Source organism: Phocaeicola sp. HCN-6420, from assembly GCF_037890145.1.
Lineage (GTDB): Bacteria > Bacteroidota > Bacteroidia > Bacteroidales > Bacteroidaceae > Phocaeicola.
This window is the reverse complement of the sequence record NZ_JBBKBJ010000018.1, coordinates 38,165-59,583: the sequence shown is the minus strand read 5'-3', so window position 1 is coordinate 59,583 and position 21,419 is coordinate 38,165. Positions and strand designations below refer to the sequence as shown.

Sequence of the window (21,419 nt, the reverse complement as noted above, 5' to 3'; positions counted from 1 at the left end):
GACTTTTCGCGTCAACCACAGCGTCAACCGCTATAGCTTTATAAACTATATAAAAACAAAAAAGCATCGACAATCATCAGATTATCAATGCTTTTTACCAGTCGGGGTGACTGGATTCGAACCAGCGACCACACGCCCCCCAGACGCGTACTCTAACCGGGCTGAGCTACACCCCGAATTGCGGATGCAAAGGTAAGGCTTTATTTTAAACTAACAAATTATTTCGGATAGTTTTTTCTACTTTTTTAGGAAGAGCACGTTGCTGCAAAATATCAGGTTTTGTAGTTATGTTTGAAAACAAAAGAAATAGACTTTGCTTCCAGCATTCCTGAAAAATTACTGCTCCTGCAACGGCTCCGACCGTTTAGCCCATTGTTTCGCTGTAGAAGTCGAACATGTCGTACACCTCATCCTGAGTAGCCGTCTGGTTGATATGGACATCACCAATCTCTCCCAGCAAGGTAAAGTTGACGTTACCCAGTGAGGAATTTTTCTTGTCATGCTTCATGAACTCATACAGGCGCTCATAATCCTTGCAACTGAATTCCAGTTTTCCGTAATGATCTTTGATGAACTGTATGGTCTGGCGTAGTTTGTCCTTAGGGAAGCCGACTTTCAGGTGAGAATAATACAATTCGCACACCATACCCCAGGCTACCGCATATCCGTGCAGTACAGGATGTTTGGTTTCGAGGGCAAAGCTTTCGAAAGCATGTCCTATGGTATGTCCAAAGTTCAGAGCCTTACGGATACCCTTCTCAAACGGATCTTGTTCCACGACTTTTTCCTTTACCTGGATAGATGTGTCTACCAACTTCTGCAAGTGCTTGTAATCCACATGCTCCAGACTGAAATTAAGAAGCTCGCTCCAGTGATCTACATTGCTGATAAGTCCGTGCTTCAGCATTTCGGCATATCCCGACAAGATATTAGGATGGTCGAGCGATTTCAGAAACTCGCAGTCTATCAGTACATAGTTGGCAGGGGCAAACGCTCCGATTTCATTTTTCAAGCCATTGAAGTTGATGCCTGTTTTGCCTCCTACCGAAGCATCTACCATGGCCAGCAGGGTAGTCGGAATATTAATCATGTCGATACCCCGTTTGAAAGTGGCCGCAGCGAAGCCGCCCAGGTCGGTTACCATGCCGCCACCAAGGTTAATCAGCAGTGAATGGCGTGTCCCCCCCTTGCTGCTCAACTGATTCCATACGTAAGCAAGGGTTTCCAGATTCTTGTGTATATCTTCTACTCCTATACAGATATGTTCGGCATGAGCCAGAAACGGATATTTCTCGATGATGGGAAGGCAGTACATGCGTGTGTGCTCATCGGTCAGGATAAACACTTTGTCGTACGGCTGGCTGGCAACCGCATGCTGCAGGTTTTCTTCCAGTGCGTGACAGATTACAACTTCTTGTTTGCTCATAAATCTCTCGTTTTTCTTGCAAAAATAGAAAAAAAGTAAAAAGTAGATGTCTGTACGTTGACAATTAATTATTTTTGTACAGTATTTACCAATAATTGATTTTTTTATGAAAGGAATATTACCCGTTGCATGTAGATATGTAGGTTACGTATTGCTTATTTTTTCTGTTTTTGTACCTTTGCTGATGTATATGTTCGGACTTGTACACGATGGTAATCTGCTGTATATCAAGTTGGGAATGAAGCTGGTCATCTGGATATCACTGTTCATGATCTTTCTGGCAAGGGCAAAAGAAGAGAACGAAGAGATTGCCGGTATTCGTGGCAAGTCTATGAAATATGCCTTATACTTGTGGGGAGTATATTATATCGTGATGTTAGTAAAAGGCACCATCAGCCATGATTTGCAGGTAGCCGACAATTCAGTCGGTATTGTATACATGATTATCAACGTCCTCTGCTGGGAGTTTTTCTTGCAGAAGCATCGCATCGAAAAAACATTCAGAAGAAAATAATCATTAAAAAAGGTTTAGCAATTAAACCTTTAAAATGTTTCAATGTCAAACCAACGTTGAAAACATTGTATTAGATTATAAGAATGAAAAAATGGGTGATGGGGTTGCTACTGGTATCCTGCGGGATAGTTGCTTTTGCACAAAGCGGAGGTAGCAAAGGTTTAGTTTCGGGAACTGTTGTCGACAATGATGACAATTCGCCGGTTATGCAGGCTACGGTACAGATACTTGCAGTGAAGGACAGTTCGATGGTTACAGGAGATGTAACGAACAACGATGGGCGATTTGCCTTGTCTGTGCGTCCTGGAAAATATTTGTTGAAGGTGTCTTTCGTGGGGTATACACCGACATTCCAGTCGGTCACGCTCACAAAGGCGAAACCGCGTGTCAGTCTGGGTACTATCAAGCTGCATTCGGATGCTATCATGCTTGAAGGAGCGGTCGTAGTGGCGCAGGCTCCCGAGGTTACTGCTTCCGAAGATACGCTGGTATACAACAGTTCTGCCTATCGTGTGCCCGAAGGATCGGCATTGGAGGAGCTGGTCAAGAAGTTGCCGGGGGCCGAAATCGACGATGATGGAAAAATAACAATCAACGGTAAGGAAATCAATAAGATTATGATTGACGGCAAGGAATTCTTTGCCGACGACCCGAATATTGCCATGAAGAACTTGCCGGTGAATATTATCGATAAGATACGTGCCTACGAAAAACAGTCGGATATGGCCCGGATGACGGGAGTGGACGACGGTGAGGAAGAAACGGTACTCGACCTGACTGTAAAGCCGGGCATGAACAAGGGATGGATGGGTAATGTGGATGTTGCCGCCGGAACAAAAGACCGTTACAGCGGAAAGGCAATGGTCAATTACTTTCAGGGTAAGAAACAGTTTACTGCCATCGGATCGCTGAACAATGTCAACGACAATAGTTTCCCCGGTGGCGGAGGTGGTTTCCGTAAGGGAAATAACGGACTGACTGCCATAAAGATGTTCGGTATCAATTTTGCTACCGAGAGAGAAAAACTGAAAACAGAAGGTAGTGTAAACTTCAATTACAAGGATGCCGATATAGTCAGCAAGCAGGCTTCCGAAACGTTTGTGTCGTCGGAAAGCAGTTCGTTTAAGAACGCGATGGATCATTCCCGCAACAAGACGACAAACTTTGTGGGCGATGCATACATTGAGTGGAAACCGGATACGATGACAACTTTCATTTTCCGTCCGCGTATCAGCTATGGAAAGACTGATAACTCTACCGGACAGAACTCTTATACATTCGGACAGGACCCCGGATATTCTACCGACGAATTGTTTGGTACCGACGATTTGACCTCGCTCGTACCCGAAGAGGATATCGTAAATACGGTCTTGAAAAATACCTTGAAGAAAGGAGATGACCTTACGGCTGGAGGTTCTGTCATCGTCAATCGCCGTCTGGGCAAGGCTGGCAGAAATATTACTTTCCGTGGAAAGTATAATTATACGAACAGCAGCAGCGAGCAGTTCTCAACTTCCAGAACCGACTATTTCCAGAAAACTCCGGAGGAAAGGCTGGAAATATTGAACCGTTATATAACGACTCCTACCAAAACATCCGACTATAGTGCAAAGCTGACGTATAGCGAGCCGATTTTCAGAGGAGGCTTCCTGCAGTTCAGCTACAACTTCCAGTATAAGCATTCTACAACCGACAATTCTACGTTCGACATGGGAAATGAATGGACTGTGAACGATGGAGTGAACGGTGATATTCAGGGTGTTTATAATACCGACCTGAGCAAGAGCGCTGCATACAATTACTATAATCACCAGATGGATGTGACATTCCGCTGGGTGCGCGAGAAGATGAGTCTGAATGCCGGAGTCAGCTTCCAGCCGCAGAAATCGGATTTGTCGTATAAGAAAGGAGAGCTGGATACGATGACCGTCAGAAATGTATTCAATTTTACTCCGACGTTCGACTTCCGTTATAAATTCTCCAAGACAAGCCAGTTGCGTCTGCGTTATCGTGGAAAGGCTGCACAGCCGGACATGGTAGACTTGCTGCCTATTTCGGATAATACCGACCCGCTGAATATCCAGAACGGTAACCCGGGACTGAAGCCTACGTTTACCAACGAGTTGCGTGCCGAATATAATTTCTTCAATACAGACAAGCAGCGGGGTATGTTCTCGTTCTTCCGCTATCAGAATGTACTGAACGACATCAGTAACCGTAGGGTATACGATCCGCAGACGGGTGGATATGTTACTACTCCTGAAAATATCAACGGAAACTGGAACCTGATGGGAATGGTGGGTACCAATACCGCTTTGCGTAATAAGAAGTATACCATCAATACATTTACTCGTGCAAATTACCAGAATATGATAAGCTACATCAGCGATAAGACGGTAGTGACCGATACCGACAAGAATACTACCAAGCGCCTGTCGTTGGGAGAACGCTTGAGAGGTACTTACCGCAATGACTGGTGGGAGTTCTCGCTGAACGGATCGCTGGATTATACTCATTCGCGCAACAGCTATCAGGAAAGCAACAATATGGATACTTATCAGTTTGCTTATGGTGCCAGCACCAACGTGCGGTTGCCGTGGAACATGTCAATATCTACCGACTTGTCGCAGAACTCGCGTAGAGGATATACAGACTCGAGCATGAATACCGATGAACTGATCTGGAATGCACAGATCTCTCAGGATTTCCTCAAGGGTAATGCCGCTACGGTGAGCATTCAGTTCTACGATATCCTGAGAAACCAGAGCAACATCAGCCGTACTATCAGTGCTGCCATGCGTCAGGATACCGAATACAATGCCATTTACAGTTATTGCATGGTACACTTTATTTACCGCCTGAATCTGTTTGGCGGAAAAGGTGCTGCCAAGGGCGGACCCGGAATGGGAGGCCCCAGAGGAGGATTCGGCGGACCTCCTCACCGTCGTTTCTGATTTTTAGAAGGTTAGAGTTATAAAATCTGAAAGAGTTTCATCACTACCTCTCGGCAGGGAAAAGATGAAACTCTTTTTAGGTTATAGTAAGGGTGTTTTACTGTCTTTACATGTTTGCGGAATCATTTAATTTTCATTACTTTTGCTCGCATCGCTGAATATAATGTTATGAAAAAACTTTTAAACATTCTTTTGTTCTTGTCTTTCAGTGTTTTAGCTAATGCTCAACTGAATTGTACATTTACTCATTATTCGCAGGAGAACGGTTTGTCGGAGAATTCGGTTATGGATATGGTACAAGACCACGACGGAATGATATGGTTTGCTACGTGGGATGGTATCAACCGCTTCGACGGCTACGACTTCAAGGTGTACAAGGCACGTAAGGAAAACGAAATGCGCTGGAGTTCCAATCGGGTAGACCATCTGCAGGTAGACAGACATGGGGATGTGTGGTGCATTACTTACGATGGCAGGGTGTTCCGTTTCGATAAGCGGATGGAAACATTTACAGAAGTACCGGCCGAGGGGACTGGCAAAGATTTGGCTGTCACGTCTATCCTGCCGCTCGACAATGGTACGGTATGGCTGCTTACCGACAAGAATGGAGGCATCAGGGTAGTGCCCGACAGTAAGACGGGCAAACTTACATCGAAGGTGTATCTGTCTACGGCTGCCAAGGAGAAGGGCACGGCTATCAATACGGTCTTTCTGGATGCGAAGAACAAGGAATGGCTGCTTACTCAGGACGGGTTGTTTGCGATAGATGGCAGCACCGGAAAGAAATCTTCTTTTTTCGTAAATACGCATTTGGAATCGGGGCGTGCGGGGCAGTCTTTTTTTTCGGCGGTTTCCGTGAACGAACACGTTTATTTTACTTCCGGCTACGGAAGGATATGGAAGTATTCGCTGAAGGATGAATCTTTCGAGTTGAAGGAATTGTCTTTGGAGGACGATATTGTTGCCATTCGCCGGCTGGCTGGTAATAAAATTATTATGGCTACCCGCAAGTCGGGATTCGTGGTGAGCGATGAGTCGCTGGATAATCTGACTTATTATAATCCGGCAGATAAATTCGATTTTTCCCGTTTTCCTGTCCGTTCGCTGTATGTAGACAGCCACAGCGAGGTCTGGTTTGAAGTGCAGAAAGTGGGCTGCGTATGCCACTTCAATCCTTCTACCGGAGTATTCAAGGTAGAGCAAGCCTCGGTAGAGCAGGAACCGGGTGATGCGCCTAAGTTTGCCGTTTGTGAAGATAAGCAGGGTGATTTGTGGGTACATCCGTTGGGAGGAGGATTGTCGTGGTTCGACAGAAGGCAGAACTGTCTGCTGCCGTTTTACAACGAGACCGGTGCCGACTCCTGGCGCTTTTCGAACAAGCTGCATGCCATGATGCTCGACCATCAGGGCAACCTGTGGCTGGGAACACACTCGAAGGGGCTGGACAAGGTGACTTTCTTTAAAAATGAATTTAACCTGCTGAAACCGCTCGACTGTAACTACGATACCAATGCCAATCAGGTACGTGCGCTTTGCGTGGATTCGCGCAAGCAACTCTGGATAGGTACGCGCGACGGCAAGATATCTGTTTATTCGCTCGATTTCAAACGCCGGGGGTATCTGACGACAGACGGGAGGATTGCTTCTGCGGGTACTCTTTTCAAGGGATCGGCTTACAAGATTATAGAAGATTCGAAAGGCAATATATGGATTGCTACCAAGGGAAACGGACTGCTTCAGTTGATTCCTCAGGGAGATGCATACAGGTTGCTGCACTATACATACGATGCCGGCGATATTTACAGCTTGAGCCATAACAGTGTGTACGATTTGTGCGAGGATGGTTACGGGCGCATCTGGGTGGTTACTTTCGGAGGGGGTATCAATTATATCGAACGCCGTGACGACGGTAGTGTCCGTTTTGTCAACTCGCGGAATAACCTGAAATCGTATCCGATAGAGCGCTGTTACAAGGCACGCCGCATCAGGCACGACCGGAATGGAATGCTGTGGGTGGCTACTTCCAACGGACTGTTGTCCTTCAGCGAAAAGTTTGCACACCCCGGCAGTATCAATTTCCACCTCCATGTATATATACCCGGCCAGCGGGAAACGTTGACGTGCAACGATATATACGATATTCTGCTTACTCACGATAACCGTCTGTTCTTTGCTACGTTTGGCGGAGGACTGAATGAACTGAAAAGCGTCGACAAGCAGGGCAATGCACTGTTTCTGGCCTATGGTACCAAAGACGGGCTTCCTACTGACGTGCTTTTCTCGCTTGCCGAAGACAAGAGCGGAAACGTCTGGATGGGATCGGAAAGCGGATTAAGCAAGATGAATGTTGCAAATCACCATTTCGACAATTACTTGAAGCAGGAAATCGGAGAAGAGCTTCTGTTCGAAGAAAGTACGGCAATTGCTTCCGGCGACGGACGCCTGATGTTTGGTACAAACAGGGGATTGTTGTGTTTCAATCCTGCCCAGATACGGAAGAATGCTTATGTGCCTGAAATCATTTTTTCGGGTTTGAAGATTGCCAATAAAATCGTTTTGCCGCAAGCAGGGTCTGTTTTGCCCGAGTCATTGAACAGCTTGTCGCACCTCCGGCTTTCGCACAAGGAGAATACGGTGACTTTAGCGTTTGCTGCACTCGACATGAGTTTCCCCGAGAATGTGCAGTATGCTTATATTCTCGAGGGGTTCGACAAGGAATGGAACTACGTGGGCAAGCAGCGTACGGCTACCTATACCAATCTGCCGAAGGGAAATTATGTTTTCCGTGTGAAATCGACGAACGGAGCCGGCATCTGGGTAGAAAACGAACATAGCCTGAAAATTACCGTCAAGCCTTCGTTCTGGGAAACTCCTTATGCGTATGTACTTTACGTGGTGGCGTTTATGCTGGTCTTGCTGGGAGGAGCTTATATATTGTTCCTTATTTACCGGTTGAAGCATGAGGTGTCTGTCGAACAGCAGGTTACCGACATGAAGCTGCGTTTCTTTACCAATATCTCGCACGAGCTCCGTACTCCGCTTACACTGATAGAAGGACCGCTGGAATATATTCTGAGGCGTGCCGACCTGAATAAGGAGGTACGCGAGCAGTTGCAGGTGGTGGAGCGTAACACACACCGTATGCTGAGGCTGGTCAACCAGATACTTGACTTCCGCAAGATACAGAATCACAAGATGAAACTTTGTGTGGAGCAGGTAGACATCGTAGCCTTTGTACGCAAGATTATGGAGAACTTCGAGTCGGTGGCAGAGTCGAACAAGATAGACTTTATTTTCGAGAGCGAACAGGATGAACTGAAACTGTGGGTAGATGCCGATAAGGTGGAAAAAATAGTATTCAACCTCTTGTCGAACGCGTTTAAGTATACGCAGCCCGGAAAGACGATTACCGTATTTATACACGACAATGAGGGTAGCGTGACGGTAGGCGTGCAGGATCAGGGTATCGGTATTCCCGAAAGCAGGAAAAATTCTTTGTTCGTACGTTTCGAAACCCTGCTCGACAAGAATCTGTTTAATCCGAACAGTTCGGGTATCGGGCTTTCGCTGGTAAAGGAGCTGGTCGAGATGCATCATGCTACCATACGGGTGGAGAGTAAGGAAGGAGAAGGAAGTTGCTTTATGGTCGACTTCCTGAAAGGAAAGGAGCACTATGGCGAAGAGGTGGAATTTGTCCTCTCGGATAATGTGCAGATGATGGATGCCATCAGCAAGCAGGAGGTTCCCGATGAAGTGGTGGCAGTGGCTGCCGGAGATTCTGTTGCCGGCGAGAAGGAGAAAAGTGAAACCGTTCCCGAAGCAACCATGCTGCTTGTCGAGGACAATCTGGAACTGAGATTTTTCCTGCGCAGCATATTCGGCTCACGCTTCCGCATCATCGAGGCTGTCAATGGGGTGGAAGGACTGGAAAAAGCCGTGAAGTTTGTTCCCGATATCATTATCAGCGACATCATGATGCCCGAAAAAGACGGTATTACGCTGGTTCGTGAACTGCGTGAGGAACTGACCACCAGCCACATTCCTATCGTGCTGCTTACGGCAAAGACCGATATGGATACCAAGCTCCAGAGCTTGAAGCTGGGTGCCGACAGTTACATTACCAAGCCTTTCAGTGCGACCTACCTCGAAGCTCGTGTCGACAATTTGCTGGCACGTCGGCAGAGGCTGCGCCAGTTCTACTGCGACCGTCTGATGAACATCAATCCCTCCGAGGTGGAGAACGAGGAAGAGGAAGTCGATATGATGTCGGATCAGGACCGTCGTTTCCTCGACCGTCTGACCGACTTTATGGAGCGCAATATCGACAACGGCGAACTGGTGGTCGACGATCTGGTACATGAAATGGCAGTGAGCCGTTCGGTCTTTTTCAAGAAGCTGAAATCGCTGACGGGGCTTGCTCCGATAGAATTTATCAAGGAAATGCGTGTGAAACGTGCTGCCCAGCTCATTGAAACGGGCGAGTTCAACATGACTCAGATATCTTACATGGTAGGTATCAACGATCCGCGCTATTTCAGCAAGTGCTTCAAGCAGCGTTTCGGCATGACTCCTACCGAATATAAGGATAAGCAAAAAAATAAGTAAGGGCTTCTCGCTCCTTGTCGTTGGTTCTTTTCCGGAAATTTGTACAAATCTTTTTGAGGTTTTGTACAAATTTCCGGATTTTTTGTACAAAAACACGCCTGTAGGTGCCGGCATTTTCTCTATAGCCTGCCGGTATTTCTGTGAAAATCTGTCGTTTTTTTTTCTTATTGCCTGACTCATTTATGCTGGTAAAAAGGCATGAAATATCGGTTTTGTATATAGATTATTAGGAAAATAATTTGTTTTTTGTGTATTTTATCGGGAAATTATTATATTTGTTGCACTTCTCTTAAGGGAAAAAATCAAGATTCTTTGATGAGAGAAGATTTTTGGATAGGTGAGTTTTAATATAAAGTAATAGTATATCATGGCTTTCTTTTATAAAAATGAACATATTTCCTGCACCAATTACGCAGAAGGATTCAATAAAATTTTTTTATTGAAGGAAATCCCCGAAGGCCATGTTGTGGAACGTCAGTATCTGGATACTACGTTTTTGGTCTTTATGCTGGAAGGTGATGTAGAGATACGGTATGGGGTAGATAAATATTTTCATCCTCAGTCGGGACATTTATTTTTGCTGCCAAAAAATCAACAGATTATTGCTTATGCCCGTAAAGCTACGACTTTATTGTTGTGTTCCTTTGTTAGCGACTTGAAGTTGTGCTCACGCTTTTCTATCCAGCAGTTGTCGCATTATGTAATTGGAGAAGTTTCTCAGGAGCCCCATTGCCTGAAGCTGGACGAACGTATTCAGAATTTTCTTCCTCTGCTTGTCAGCAGTTTAAGAGAGGGACTGGGTTGCGTACATTACCATCAGATAAAGCGCGATGAGCTGTTTTTGTATCTACGTGCCGGCTATACAAAGGAAGAATTGGCATTGTTCTTCTATCCGATTTTGGGTAAGGATATGGAGTTCAAGGATTTTGTGCTGATGAATAGCCGTTCGATATTCGATGTTAAGGATTTTGCCATACGTGCCAACATGAGCCTGAGCACGTTTAACCGGCGCTTCAAGGAAACTTTCAATGCTACGGCGAAGACGTGGCTGCTACTGCGCAAGCAGGAGTTTGTAAGAAGCGATGTCACGCTGAGCACCCTGCCTTTCACTGAGATTGCAGAGAAGTATCAGTTTTCCTCTACGTCGTACCTGACAACCTTTTGTAAAAAATATTTTGGAAAAACACCTAATGAATTGCGTAAGGAAGCGCTTGAAGAAAAAGCCGGACAGCTTGAATAAACAGATGTCCGCTTGCGGGCAATGCGTGTAAAGTGTAATTCTTTGACGCGAATTTGTAATTTTCAATCTTCGGTAGTGGCTTACCTTTGCAAAGAAATCAAAAAGATACTATTAATGATGCGGAAAAGTAGAAAATTGTTCTTTCTCTGCGCCTTTCTGTATTTTGGAGGTAGTGGAAATGCTCAAAATGTCGCTTTGAAGACCAACGCCCTTTACTGGGGAGCTACTACTCCAAACGCCAGCATCGAAATTGGTTTAAGCCGGAAGTTTACCACCGACTGGCAGCTGGCATACAATCCGTGGACGTTCAAGGATGACAAGAAAATGCGTTTCTGGCTGGTGCAGCCGGAGTTGAGATATTGGTTTTGTGAGAAATTCGAAGGACATTTCGTGGGAGTCCACCTGCACGGAGCACAGTATTACGGAGGTTTCAACGACAAGCGTTACGACGGTTATCTGGCCGGGGGAGGTGTCACCTATGGCTATAACTGGATATTGTCGTCGCACTGGAACCTGGAGGCACTGATTGGTGCCGGATACGCCCGTCTGTGGTATAAGGAGAGTCCCCGCATACCTTGCAGCAAGTGTCACGAAGATAAGACCAAAGATTATTGGGGGCTTACAAAATTGGCTGTATCGGTTTCTTATATCTTTTAAACGTTTGCAATATGAAATTCAGATATACATATTTGTTTTGTGCCGGATGCTTGTCGCTGGGAGTGGCTGGCTGTGCATCATCGGGTATGAGTAAGAAAGTTTCGGTCACACCGGTACGTACGCTTACCCCCGACAGCATGTCGACTGTCGACGTGGATGTCAACATCCATATCCCGAGCCATGCCTTTACCGGCAGGAGCCGCCTCATTGTCGTTCCGCAGTTGCTGCAGAAAGATTCGATGCTGGCAGAATATACTCCCATGGTGTTCGATGCTCCTATTTATAGTAAGAAGATGAACCGCCGTGTGCTTCTCGACGGCTATGTAGATACGCTGGCAAATGCCGCACGCAAGGTAAACAACCGCAAGGAATACGACGTAAACTATTCCGAGCGGGTAGCTGTTCCTGCCGATATCGACGGCGGGCGCATTGTTGCCGTCCTGTCTACCGACGGATGTGGTGAATGCAGCATTGCCGATACCGTAGATATTGCCTACATCAACAACATCCCTACCCTGATAGAACCCAAGAAATCGCTTCAGCTTAACTGGATTGAGCCGGAGTTCGTAATCCGTCCCAAGATTATGGAAGGCAGGGGAGAAGCCTTGCTGCAGTTTGTGATAAACCGTTACGACATCAATCTGTCGCTGGGCGATAACCGCAACGAGATGAACCGCATGCTTGCCACGCTGCAGAAAATCGTGACCGACTCGCTTGCCACGCTGAACAGCGTAAGCATTTACGGTATGGCGTCGGCCGACGGTTCGTATGCCTTCAATACCACGCTGGCTCGCAACCGTGCCAATTCGGCAAAGAACTGGCTGGTAGACCAGCTTCATTTCAATGCTTCGCAGGCGTCACGTTTCAGTATCGGTTCCCGTCCCGAGGGCTGGATGCCGGTGCTTCAGGCAATGACAGCCGACGGACATCCCGACTCGCTGAAAGTGAGAGAAATCATCGACAAGTATAATGCCGAGAACGACGATGTGGCAGAACGCTATATCCGCCGTCTGTCTTGCTGGAACGACATCAAGAACAAGTACCTGCAAAAAGACCGTAAGGTAGAATATGTATATACGTATACACTGAAGAGCTTCACTACCGATGCCGAACTGCTCGACATGTACGGCAAGCGTCCCGATGCCTTCAACGAAGAAGAGCTGCTGCGCGTATCGACGCTGAAGAAGACTCCCGAAGAGAAGAAGGAAGTATACCGCACCATTCTGCATTACTTCCCGCAGTCGCAGGTGGCAGCCAACAATCTGGCAGTGCTCCTGCTGCGTGAAGACAAGGCAGACGAGGCCGAGGCAGTGCTTGACGGACTGAAGGAATATTCGCCCGAGGTACTGAATACCAAGGCAGCCGTATATGTGTACAAGGAAAACAACGAAAAGGCAATCGAACTGCTGCAGACCAATACCGAACTGCCTCAGGCACGCTACAACCTGGCATTGCTCAAGGCACAGGAAAGAAAGTTGCAGGAGGCATACACACTGATGCAGGGCTACGAAGACGTGAATGCGGCAGTCGTATCTCTGAGTGTAGGCGATACGCAGCATGCTGCTTACATTATGGAACGCTGCGAGGATAATAGTCCGCTGGCGGAATACGTACGTGCACTGATAGCTGCACGCATGCAGCTGGAGGCAGAAAAGGTAGCTGCGCCTCTGAAACAAGCACTGCCCGACAGCCGGTTGAAGGAACGAATGAAGACCGAGCCCGATTTCCTTCCTTACCTTACGACACCGGCATTTCAAGCATTGACAGGAGGAAAAGACTATGAGTAAAGGAATGAAGATCATAATATATGTATTGCCGGTGGCTATGTGCCTTTTGTGGAGCAGTTGCATACGCGATACGGTTCCTCCCTGTCCGCCGCTGCAGGTTACACTTACGGTAAAAGACAAGAACTACTTCAACATCGACGATGCCGTGAAGCTGGGACTGATGGAGCGCAAGGCAGAAAACCTGCCGTTCCGCGACTACGTGAGCACGCTGTACTACATTGTACACGATGCCGAAGGAAAGGTAGTGGCAGAGCAGAAAACTACGTCGGTAGACAACGACGACCAGACACAGCTTATCACCCTTCCCGAGTCGCTGCCGTATGGAAAATATACCCTTACCGTATGGGGAAACATGAAGAGCGACGAACCGCTGGGCGAAGATGCTACTACGGCAGAAATGGAAGCTGTGGGTGCGGCTGCAAACGATGTTTATCTGGCAAGTGCCACGTTCGATTACCGCTACGGCAACGAAAAACATTCGCTTGCCATGGAGCGTACCAAGGGCAACCTGCTTATCAAGGCTGAGGGAATCCCCGATAACATCGACTTCTCCACCAAGGATATACAGGATATTTTCAATTTTGTGGACAATGGTTTCCATTATTCCAGTCTGACCGATATACATACCGAGCTCGACTGGCAGGAAATACGCAGTGAGATAAAGAGCGAAACCCTGATGTGTCCCTCTCCGTCGTACGAAGGTTCTACGCTGAGTGTGACATTCTTCGATAAGTCGGCAGCCGGAACTCAGGGCAGGGCAACCTATTATCCTATGCTGGAACCACAGGACGTAAACATCACCATGGGGCGTAACGAGATTACCATCCTGAAGTATGTGTATGTAGACGAAGGTGGAAGCGGTGAGGGCGATTTCGAGATTTACCTTCGGGTGAACGACAACTGGGAGTTGCTGCACAATATGGAACTGGATTAATTGATAATGTTATTATTTATATTTTAAAATTTTAAGTATGAAGAAAAATTACTTATTGGGAATGGCTTTGATGGCTTCATTGTCATTCTATTCTTGCGACAAGGAAGTTGTCTATGTGCAAGACGGAAATGGTGTAGAGAGTGTGACTGACGGTGCTCAGATTATCACATTGCAGGTGGAAAATGGTGGCGACGGACTGGCTACCCGTGCTGGACGTCCGCTGTATAGTGCTGAGGCTAAACAGACTATTGAGAATGTAAAGCTGTGGATTTGTGATAATACTGGTAAGGTGGTATATGTAAAAGAAATCTCTGATTGGAATACTGATGGTTCAACAGTATATACTACTGGTGGTCACGGTCGGCAGACTACTATCGAACTGAAGGATGCAGATAAACTTGCTGCCGGTACTTATAAGATTTATGCGGTAGGTTATAGCAGTAACAGTGATTATACTTTAGATGCTGTAACAAGTGTTGCAAAAGAAGGTACTTTCAAGGAAAACATGGTGTTGCCAATTAAAGATGGCGCTGCGAATAAGATTGGTGAAGAAATCTTTGCCGGACAAATAATGGAATTGACTGTTACAGAAGGAAAAGGTTTCAAGGAGCCGATAGTACTGAACCGTCAGGTAGCAGGTGCTTTTGCTTATGTTAAGGATATTCCTTATATGGAAGGTGCTAAGTATTTGAAACTGGTTGCAAGTGCTCAGAATGAGTCATTGGTTCTTGGTCATTTCAATAGCTTTGATCTTACTGGAAATGGTTCTGGTAATGATGTTAATGTAAAATATGTAGTAAACGGTACCAATGGTAAATCTGGAAGTGAAACTTATGAGATTAGCTCTATTGATTTGACTCAGTGGTTTACAAATATTGCAGATAATGACGGTGATAATTTGATTGATGCGGGTGATAATTGGAAGAATCCATATTCTTCAGAAGGTCATCCTACTTTCCAGAAAGGTTCTGCTTTTGGTGGTGAATTTGTTATCCCGTTTGCACATGTAGATGGAAAACAGACTTTGACTTTGCAATTGACAAATGAAGGTGGAACAGTACTCAGAAGCTGGAAAGTGAATCTGGGTTCAGCGGATGAACAGTTGAAGCAAACAATTACATGCTGGAATAGTGAATCTACTGACTGGAGCACTTCTCTTTCTGGTGAATCTTCAAACACCTACAGCCTCGTACGTAACCACTTGTATGGTATTGGTACCAGAATGAATGATGAAGTAGATCCCGAACAGCCGGGTGTTGATCCAGATCCAGATCCAGAAGATCCAGATGACAAGCCAGAATCATTGAACAACAAGCAAGAACTTGTATTGAAAGTAAACGATAACTGGGAAGTTATTCACGGAATGGAACTGGATTAATTTTCAGACCGATAAATCAAATAGTATTGCCTGACATGCAGGCAATACTATTTTACCCTGTTTTTTTGAACTTCCGAAGGCAAGTAACAAAAAGCTCTTCTGCAAGACGCCGGCAACAGTGAGATTTTTCATGAACGATACGAATCGGAGCCGGAAGACTGCCTGTCTTTCATTATTATTCCGAAGGCAAGAGCCAGGCAGCTTTCCGTCATTATTCAGAGAAAGCATCGCGTAAAACCGCAGTCAGGTAGTACCGCTTTATGCACGACGGGGAAGTGAAGTAATATTGTAAAAACTATAAAACCAAAAGATAATGAGAGTATTTTTCCAGACATCCAGACAAAGGAGTTTTCTTTCCGCCTGTCGAATAGCCGGAAAGAAATGGTCTGCATCGGTGCCGCTGCTTCTGGCTGCACTGCTGACAGTTGTATTTTATTCATGCCGCGATGAGGATTTACTTCCCTCGATGCAATCTTTCGAACAAGGTGGAACACGTGTTAATGAGGATGAAAATACCTCAGGTCTTGATGTAGAACAGAATGAAACATATGGTGCTATATACAAGCCCCATTGTCGTGTCCCTTTGGTGGGTGAAGGAAGAGTAATCAACCAGATAACTAAGGGATTGATAGCTGTTGGTGCGAATAATGAAAATCAGGAGTTCCTCATTGATAAAGATTTAACCAATGGAGTAACAGTTTCCGGTTTAGCTAAAGTAGATGCAGGTATACCTATATTCTCTGTTCGTGACGTAAATAGGGTTTATTACAACGGAGGGCAAGGTGTAAAGGTTGGTTTTGTATATGAGCCTCAGGGTGGTGTACTGGACCTTTCTGTGTTGAAAGCTTTTTATGTTCAGACACTGTTAAACGGTAAAGTACAGGACTCTTCTTTATCTGAGAGTGGAGGCGGATTTCAGTTGCTTGATTTGAATTTGCTGAATGTTGCTGGTGGCAAGTATGAAGTTTCTTTTGATGCTACAAAACCTTTCGATGAAGTCCGCTTGGGATATGCTGGTGTGAACGTTGACGTAAGTGTTAATCAGAGCGCTAAGTTTTACTATGCGTTTGTGGGGGAGAATCCTGAAAAAATTGCGGCTAAGGGATATACTTATGAGGATGCGAAAGGAGAGGAATATGAGAACATTTTGGGAGCAGGTGTGTGGAATTCTAAAAAAGAGCTTTGTGACTCAGATTTGGATAATGGATTATCTTTCTCTCTTGACGCTTTACTATCAGTGCCCAAATTTAGAGTAAATTTTAATGCCGATATACCTGCAGGCAGTGAGATTGGTTTTAGAACTTCTACTGCAACTCTTTTAAATGTAAATTTAGGCGGTGTTACTATGCATGCTTTGGATGCGAGTAATAAATCACAACAAGAGGTGGAATTGAGTACAGGTATTGGTCTTTCTGCAGTAGGAGGAAATAGTAAGAATTTTAGTTTTATTACGACAAAAGCTGCACGTGGAGTACAGATTGACTTCCCACTGAGTGTCAAATTGGAAAAAACAACCATCCATTACGCCTACTCCCGCGACCCGGTAGAGATAGATGTATCCTCTTATTTCACCATTGGCAATGATACCATTTCTACCGATTATTACAACCTCCCGACACCATCGGATGGTACTGTAAGTTATTCACCTATTAGTTATCCCGAAGGAGCTACACCTCCTAATATATCGGGCAACCACATGACCGGCATGACCGTAAATGGTGACTATGTAATAAGGGCTGTATATACCCGAGAAGGAGAAACTTCATGGTCGTATGCGGTGATTCATCGTAATAAAAAAGAAGCTGAGGCGGGTTGTAATACGATGATGATTAATACTTCTGAGAACCAAGGACAGTATACAGTGGTTGAATCCAGTGGATCGCAGGGAGGTATTTCTTTGTTCAATAAGATAAACAACCGCCAGAATCTGGTTGACGCTGATTATACTAATTATGCAGAAGCTACCAATGTATTGAGCTTGATTCAGTTTGGCAGTCTGGCTGGTGTACATTCTTCTAAAGAAATTGCTCCGCAAGGAGGAAAGACCCGTGTGGGGTTTGTGATGCAGACAAATAATCAACTGCTGGGTGCCGATGTCTTGAAGTTTTTCTTTATCAGACTGTATAATAATGGTAAAGAGGTGTTTTCCGGACTGACGGCAGAAAATGACGCGGTAGGAGTGGGACTGGTAGGAAACGACGGAAGCAAGTTACGTTTTTATGTGGAAACAGATCAGACATTCGATCAGGTGGAGCTTTGGACTGCAGGCTTGCTGAATGTCAATTTGAATACCTTCCGTCTGTATTATGCTTTCTACGAACCTGTTACTTGCGAAGAGTATGCAGGAACATCGGAGGCTTGTATGGAAATGATTACGGCACAGAAACATGGGGCAACTATCAACTATGCGGAAACAAAATTTCCGTCGGCGGCAAGTGTGGGGGCTACCATGAACAATCTGTCGTACGTAATCGACAACAGTCAGCAGACAGCGGCTTCTATTGTAGCAGGAGTCAGCCTGATAAGCCGTTCTACCGTGGCTGTAAAATTTAATTCCATCAGAGGCGGACAGCCGGTAGGTGCCATACTCCGTACGCCGGGATATGTGCTGAATGCGTCTGTTCTTCAGAATGTGACAATAGCAGCATACAATGGTGGACAGGCGGTAGCAAGTGAGTCTACTTCCGGTGGACTGGCTTCCATCGAGGTGATAAGCGATGCCGGACTGGCTTATATCGAGGTTACTCCTTTACAGGATTACGATGAAGTACGTATTTCGTTCCCTTCACTGGCAGATGCGCTCGAAACAGTCTGGCTGTCGGGTTTCTATATCCGTCCGGATGCCAATGGGAATGGTATTCCCGATTGTGCAGAAGAACCGGAAGATCAAGGAGAAACCGACATTACATACAGGAGTATAACCGAACATGTTTGTGTGGATGAAACAACCTATTTGGGTAATGTACGTATCTCTGTCGATGCTCAGGATGATAAAACTAAACTTACATTTACCTGCTATCCGTATAACGGCAACGGACAGAAGATAGAACAGGAGGCTGCATTGAAGCCGGATAATGACGGTTATGTCTTTGAATTGTCATTGCCGGTAGGTGATTATTCTATTTCGGGATTGCCTACTTACAACGGACTGCGTGCCCAGGTACATCCGCTGAAGACTACCTGGAAGAGAAATGCGGCAGATACCGACTGGAACAACTGGAGCAACTGGACGGACGGTTCTCCTTGGGGATGTACCAATGTGGTGATTCCTACAGGAGCCACACGTTATCCGGACTTGAAAGCTTGGGGTAGTGTAGATGATTTTTATGGCGGTAACTATTGTGCGAATATTCATTTCGAACCGGGAGCAGCTGTACTCAATACACAATATCTGGAGTATGACTGTGCATACGTGGAAATGGAAGTACAAAGCGGTATGTATCATATGATTTCTACTCCACTTCACGGCATGGTTACGGGCGATATGTTTGTTTCGCCTGAGATGCCGGCATACTTTACTCCGCTGAATGAGGATACTTATCGTGAAGTGCGACACAATCCGATAGTACGCCAGAAAATGTACAGTCGTGCGGTTACAACTGCAACTTCTGGTACTAACGGTACTGTAGCTGCCACTGCCGACTGGAGCCGTACATTCAATGCCGTGGCTCAGCCGTACGAGCAGGCACAGGGCATCAAGATGATGGTTGGAAATGATTGGGGGACTTCTTATCGTCTTCGTTTCCCGAAAGATTATACTACATATAATTATTATACGCTTTCCGGAGGAAAGGTGAAACCAGAAGATTTGCCGGAAGGGGCAAGAAATATGAATGGAAAATTTGCTTATGAAGTGAGTGGATTTAATCCGGAGCATGCAGGTAGTTCATTTACTTTTGAATTGCGGAATGATGAAAAAGAAGCTACCTATTTTGTGGCAGGTAACCCGTTTATGAGTTATTTGGATATAAAGACATTCCTAACAAAAAATAATCAGTCTGTTCGGGCTATCCGTATCATAGATTCTGAAAATGTTTTCGGAGGAGAAGAGGGATTGGTCAGAATTTCCTTAGGTGAAAACGGAGATTTAAGCTTTGAAGGATATGGAGAACAGAGCAACACCATTGCACCGTTGCAGGCATTTTATGTAGAGGTGTCAGGAGATTATGCTTCAGACAATGTTAATATAACTTATACCTCGGATATGTTTGTACAGCCTTCTGCAAGTACCGCAACCAGAAGTTCCCGCAGTGCTTCTGTTCCGGCAGCAGGCGAAATGAAAATCTCGGCTGTGTCGGGTAACTCTGTAAGTTCTTGTTCGCTGCTTCGCAGTGCCGGAGCATCGGATGCATACAATGCGAAGGAGGATGTTGTTTCACTGATTGACGAGGACTTTATGCCGAAGGTAAAGGTGTATACCGTAGCCGGCAAGCGTGCGCTCGATATCCAGAAGATAAAGAATGCTGCTCGTGTGGATTTAGGATTCATGGTAAAGGACGGTTCGCAACAGACAAAATTCACCCTGAATTATGGCAGCAACTGGAAGGGATGGACACTGGTGGACAAACAGACTGGAAATCGCTATCTGCTGGACGGTACTTCGCTTACAGTAAATGCAGGTGCGATGAAGAGTAATAACGGACGTTTCTATCTCGTAAAAGAATGAAAGGAAAGTGGGTTATGAAAATGAAACAATTCATACATGCTGTATTTTGTGCCCTGACTGTGTGTGGCTTCCTCCTGCTGGGAGCCTCATGCAGCAAGGAGAATGAACCGGTACAGACTGTTGAGGGAGTAACGGTTACCATTGCGGCTCAAAGTGACTTGCAGACCCGTACTTCCTTGCCGGTTTATGATGGCAATCTGAATCAAGATGACGGTCATGAAATTAGAGGTAAACAGCATGTTACGGATGTATATCTCTATATTTACGAAATGGACGAAGCTGGAACCAATGGTGAGTGTAAAGCCCGCTTTAATGTGGGGTGGAGAGAACACTTTAATTCGCTTCCGACTGAAACGGCAGCAATGCAGTATACATTTGCTTATCCATTTACGGTCGGAAAAACTTATCGGCTGGTAGCGGTAGGTGTAGACGGAGCGACAGAGCAAGATAAAATGCCAGACTATGACGGGATGAACTCGATAGAAACTTATGGATTGCTTGAGTCTATTGAGATTGGTAGTAAGCTGACTGATCCGATTACACTTCAAGAGGGTAAAACTCCGACTGATATGGCACATTCGGAATTCTTTACAGGCTTTGTAGATTTCACGCCAAAGTCGGAGAGTGACAAGAATATTGGTGAGATTAATTTGTGGCGCAGGGTCGCAGGTCTGCAGGTTTGCCTGAATCAGATTCCGCAGGAAGTAGAGCGCGTGAGAATTTTGCTTTATAATTCGCAGAATACGCAAGTGAAACTATTGCCCAGTGCCCCAACAGCAAGTGGAATTACAGATTACATCACCAGTCCTTATGGAGGTAATTCTTTCAACGAAGAGGGCAGGGTACTGATGGATAAGACCTTTACAAAGGATGATTTGGTTAAGCCTGAATCGGGTTCTGGAATTGCTCCAGGAGCTCCTACTTATAAATGCTCTATGACGGCATTCATGCTGCCTGTCAATATCCCAGATAGGGAGCTGTACGACTATACGCTTGTAGCGGAGTTTGTGACTACCTCCATTACTGGTATTGTGGGTACCAGCAAAAAGGTACGTCTGACGAAGCCTTGGCAAAATAGTGATGATCTTGAATTCGAAGACGAAACTGATATAGGTACCGGTATTATCGACGATCTCGACAAGTATCTTTTCCCGATTGAGGCGAATCATTTTTATTGTCTGGGAACTCCGTCAAAATCTATTAGTTGTTCTAGCGTGTTGGAATAACAATTGGCACTGTGTAAGGTAGTTACAAGGGT

At 45.6% G+C, this 21,419-nt stretch carries 11 protein-coding genes and 1 tRNA gene; 10 read left to right on the top strand and 2 right to left on the bottom strand.

Annotated features, from left to right (window positions below):
- Positions 1–101 precede the first annotated feature (101 nt).
- Positions 102–176 (bottom strand) — tRNA-Pro (locus WKT12_RS11210).
- A gap of 188 nt (positions 177–364) precedes the next feature.
- Entirely contained in the window at positions 365–1,426 is a 1,062-nt protein-coding gene (aroB, locus tag WKT12_RS11205; protein WP_340319722.1) for a 3-dehydroquinate synthase, read from the bottom strand.
- Positions 1,427–1,532: 106 nt separating this feature from the next.
- Between aroB and WKT12_RS11200 the strand changes: the two genes are divergently transcribed.
- From WKT12_RS11200 to WKT12_RS11155, 10 genes are all read left to right on the top strand, one after another.
- Positions 1,533–1,940, top strand: a complete 408-nt coding sequence (locus WKT12_RS11200) for a hypothetical protein (protein WP_340319721.1) — start codon at positions 1,533–1,535, stop codon at positions 1,938–1,940.
- 83 nt (positions 1,941–2,023) lie between these two features.
- Complete coding sequence (locus WKT12_RS11195) at positions 2,024–4,894, top strand: TonB-dependent receptor (protein ID WP_340319720.1); 2,871 nt, start codon at positions 2,024–2,026, stop codon at positions 4,892–4,894.
- A gap of 168 nt (positions 4,895–5,062) precedes the next feature.
- Entirely contained in the window at positions 5,063–9,499 is a 4,437-nt protein-coding gene (locus WKT12_RS11190; protein WP_340319719.1) for a two-component regulator propeller domain-containing protein, read from the top strand.
- 367 nt (positions 9,500–9,866) lie between these two features.
- The gene (locus WKT12_RS11185) at positions 9,867–10,739 is read left to right on the top strand and encodes a helix-turn-helix transcriptional regulator (protein WP_340319718.1); all 873 of its coding nucleotides are present in this window, start codon (positions 9,867–9,869) and stop codon (positions 10,737–10,739) included.
- A 114-nt stretch (positions 10,740–10,853) separates the two neighbouring features.
- The gene (locus WKT12_RS11180) at positions 10,854–11,396 is read left to right on the top strand and encodes a DUF3575 domain-containing protein (protein ID WP_340319717.1); all 543 of its coding nucleotides are present in this window, start codon (positions 10,854–10,856) and stop codon (positions 11,394–11,396) included.
- An 11-nt stretch (positions 11,397–11,407) separates the two neighbouring features.
- Entirely contained in the window at positions 11,408–13,183 is a 1,776-nt protein-coding gene (locus WKT12_RS11175) for a hypothetical protein (RefSeq protein ID WP_340319716.1), read from the top strand.
- Between the two features lie 4 nt (positions 13,184–13,187).
- The gene (locus WKT12_RS11170; RefSeq protein WP_340319715.1) at positions 13,188–14,117 is read left to right on the top strand and encodes a FimB/Mfa2 family fimbrial subunit; all 930 of its coding nucleotides are present in this window, start codon (positions 13,188–13,190) and stop codon (positions 14,115–14,117) included.
- Between the two features lie 37 nt (positions 14,118–14,154).
- Positions 14,155–15,495, top strand: coding sequence for a FimB/Mfa2 family fimbrial subunit (locus WKT12_RS11165; RefSeq protein ID WP_340319714.1), 1,341 nt, complete (start codon positions 14,155–14,157; stop codon positions 15,493–15,495).
- Positions 15,496–15,808: 313 nt separating this feature from the next.
- Entirely contained in the window at positions 15,809–20,161 is a 4,353-nt protein-coding gene (locus WKT12_RS11160) for a hypothetical protein (protein ID WP_340319713.1), read from the top strand.
- Entirely contained in the window at positions 20,158–21,387 is a 1,230-nt protein-coding gene (locus WKT12_RS11155) for a FimB/Mfa2 family fimbrial subunit (RefSeq protein WP_340319712.1), read from the top strand. The genes WKT12_RS11160 and WKT12_RS11155 overlap by 4 nt, the downstream gene beginning before the upstream one ends.
- The last annotated feature ends 32 nt before the right edge of the window (positions 21,388–21,419 follow it).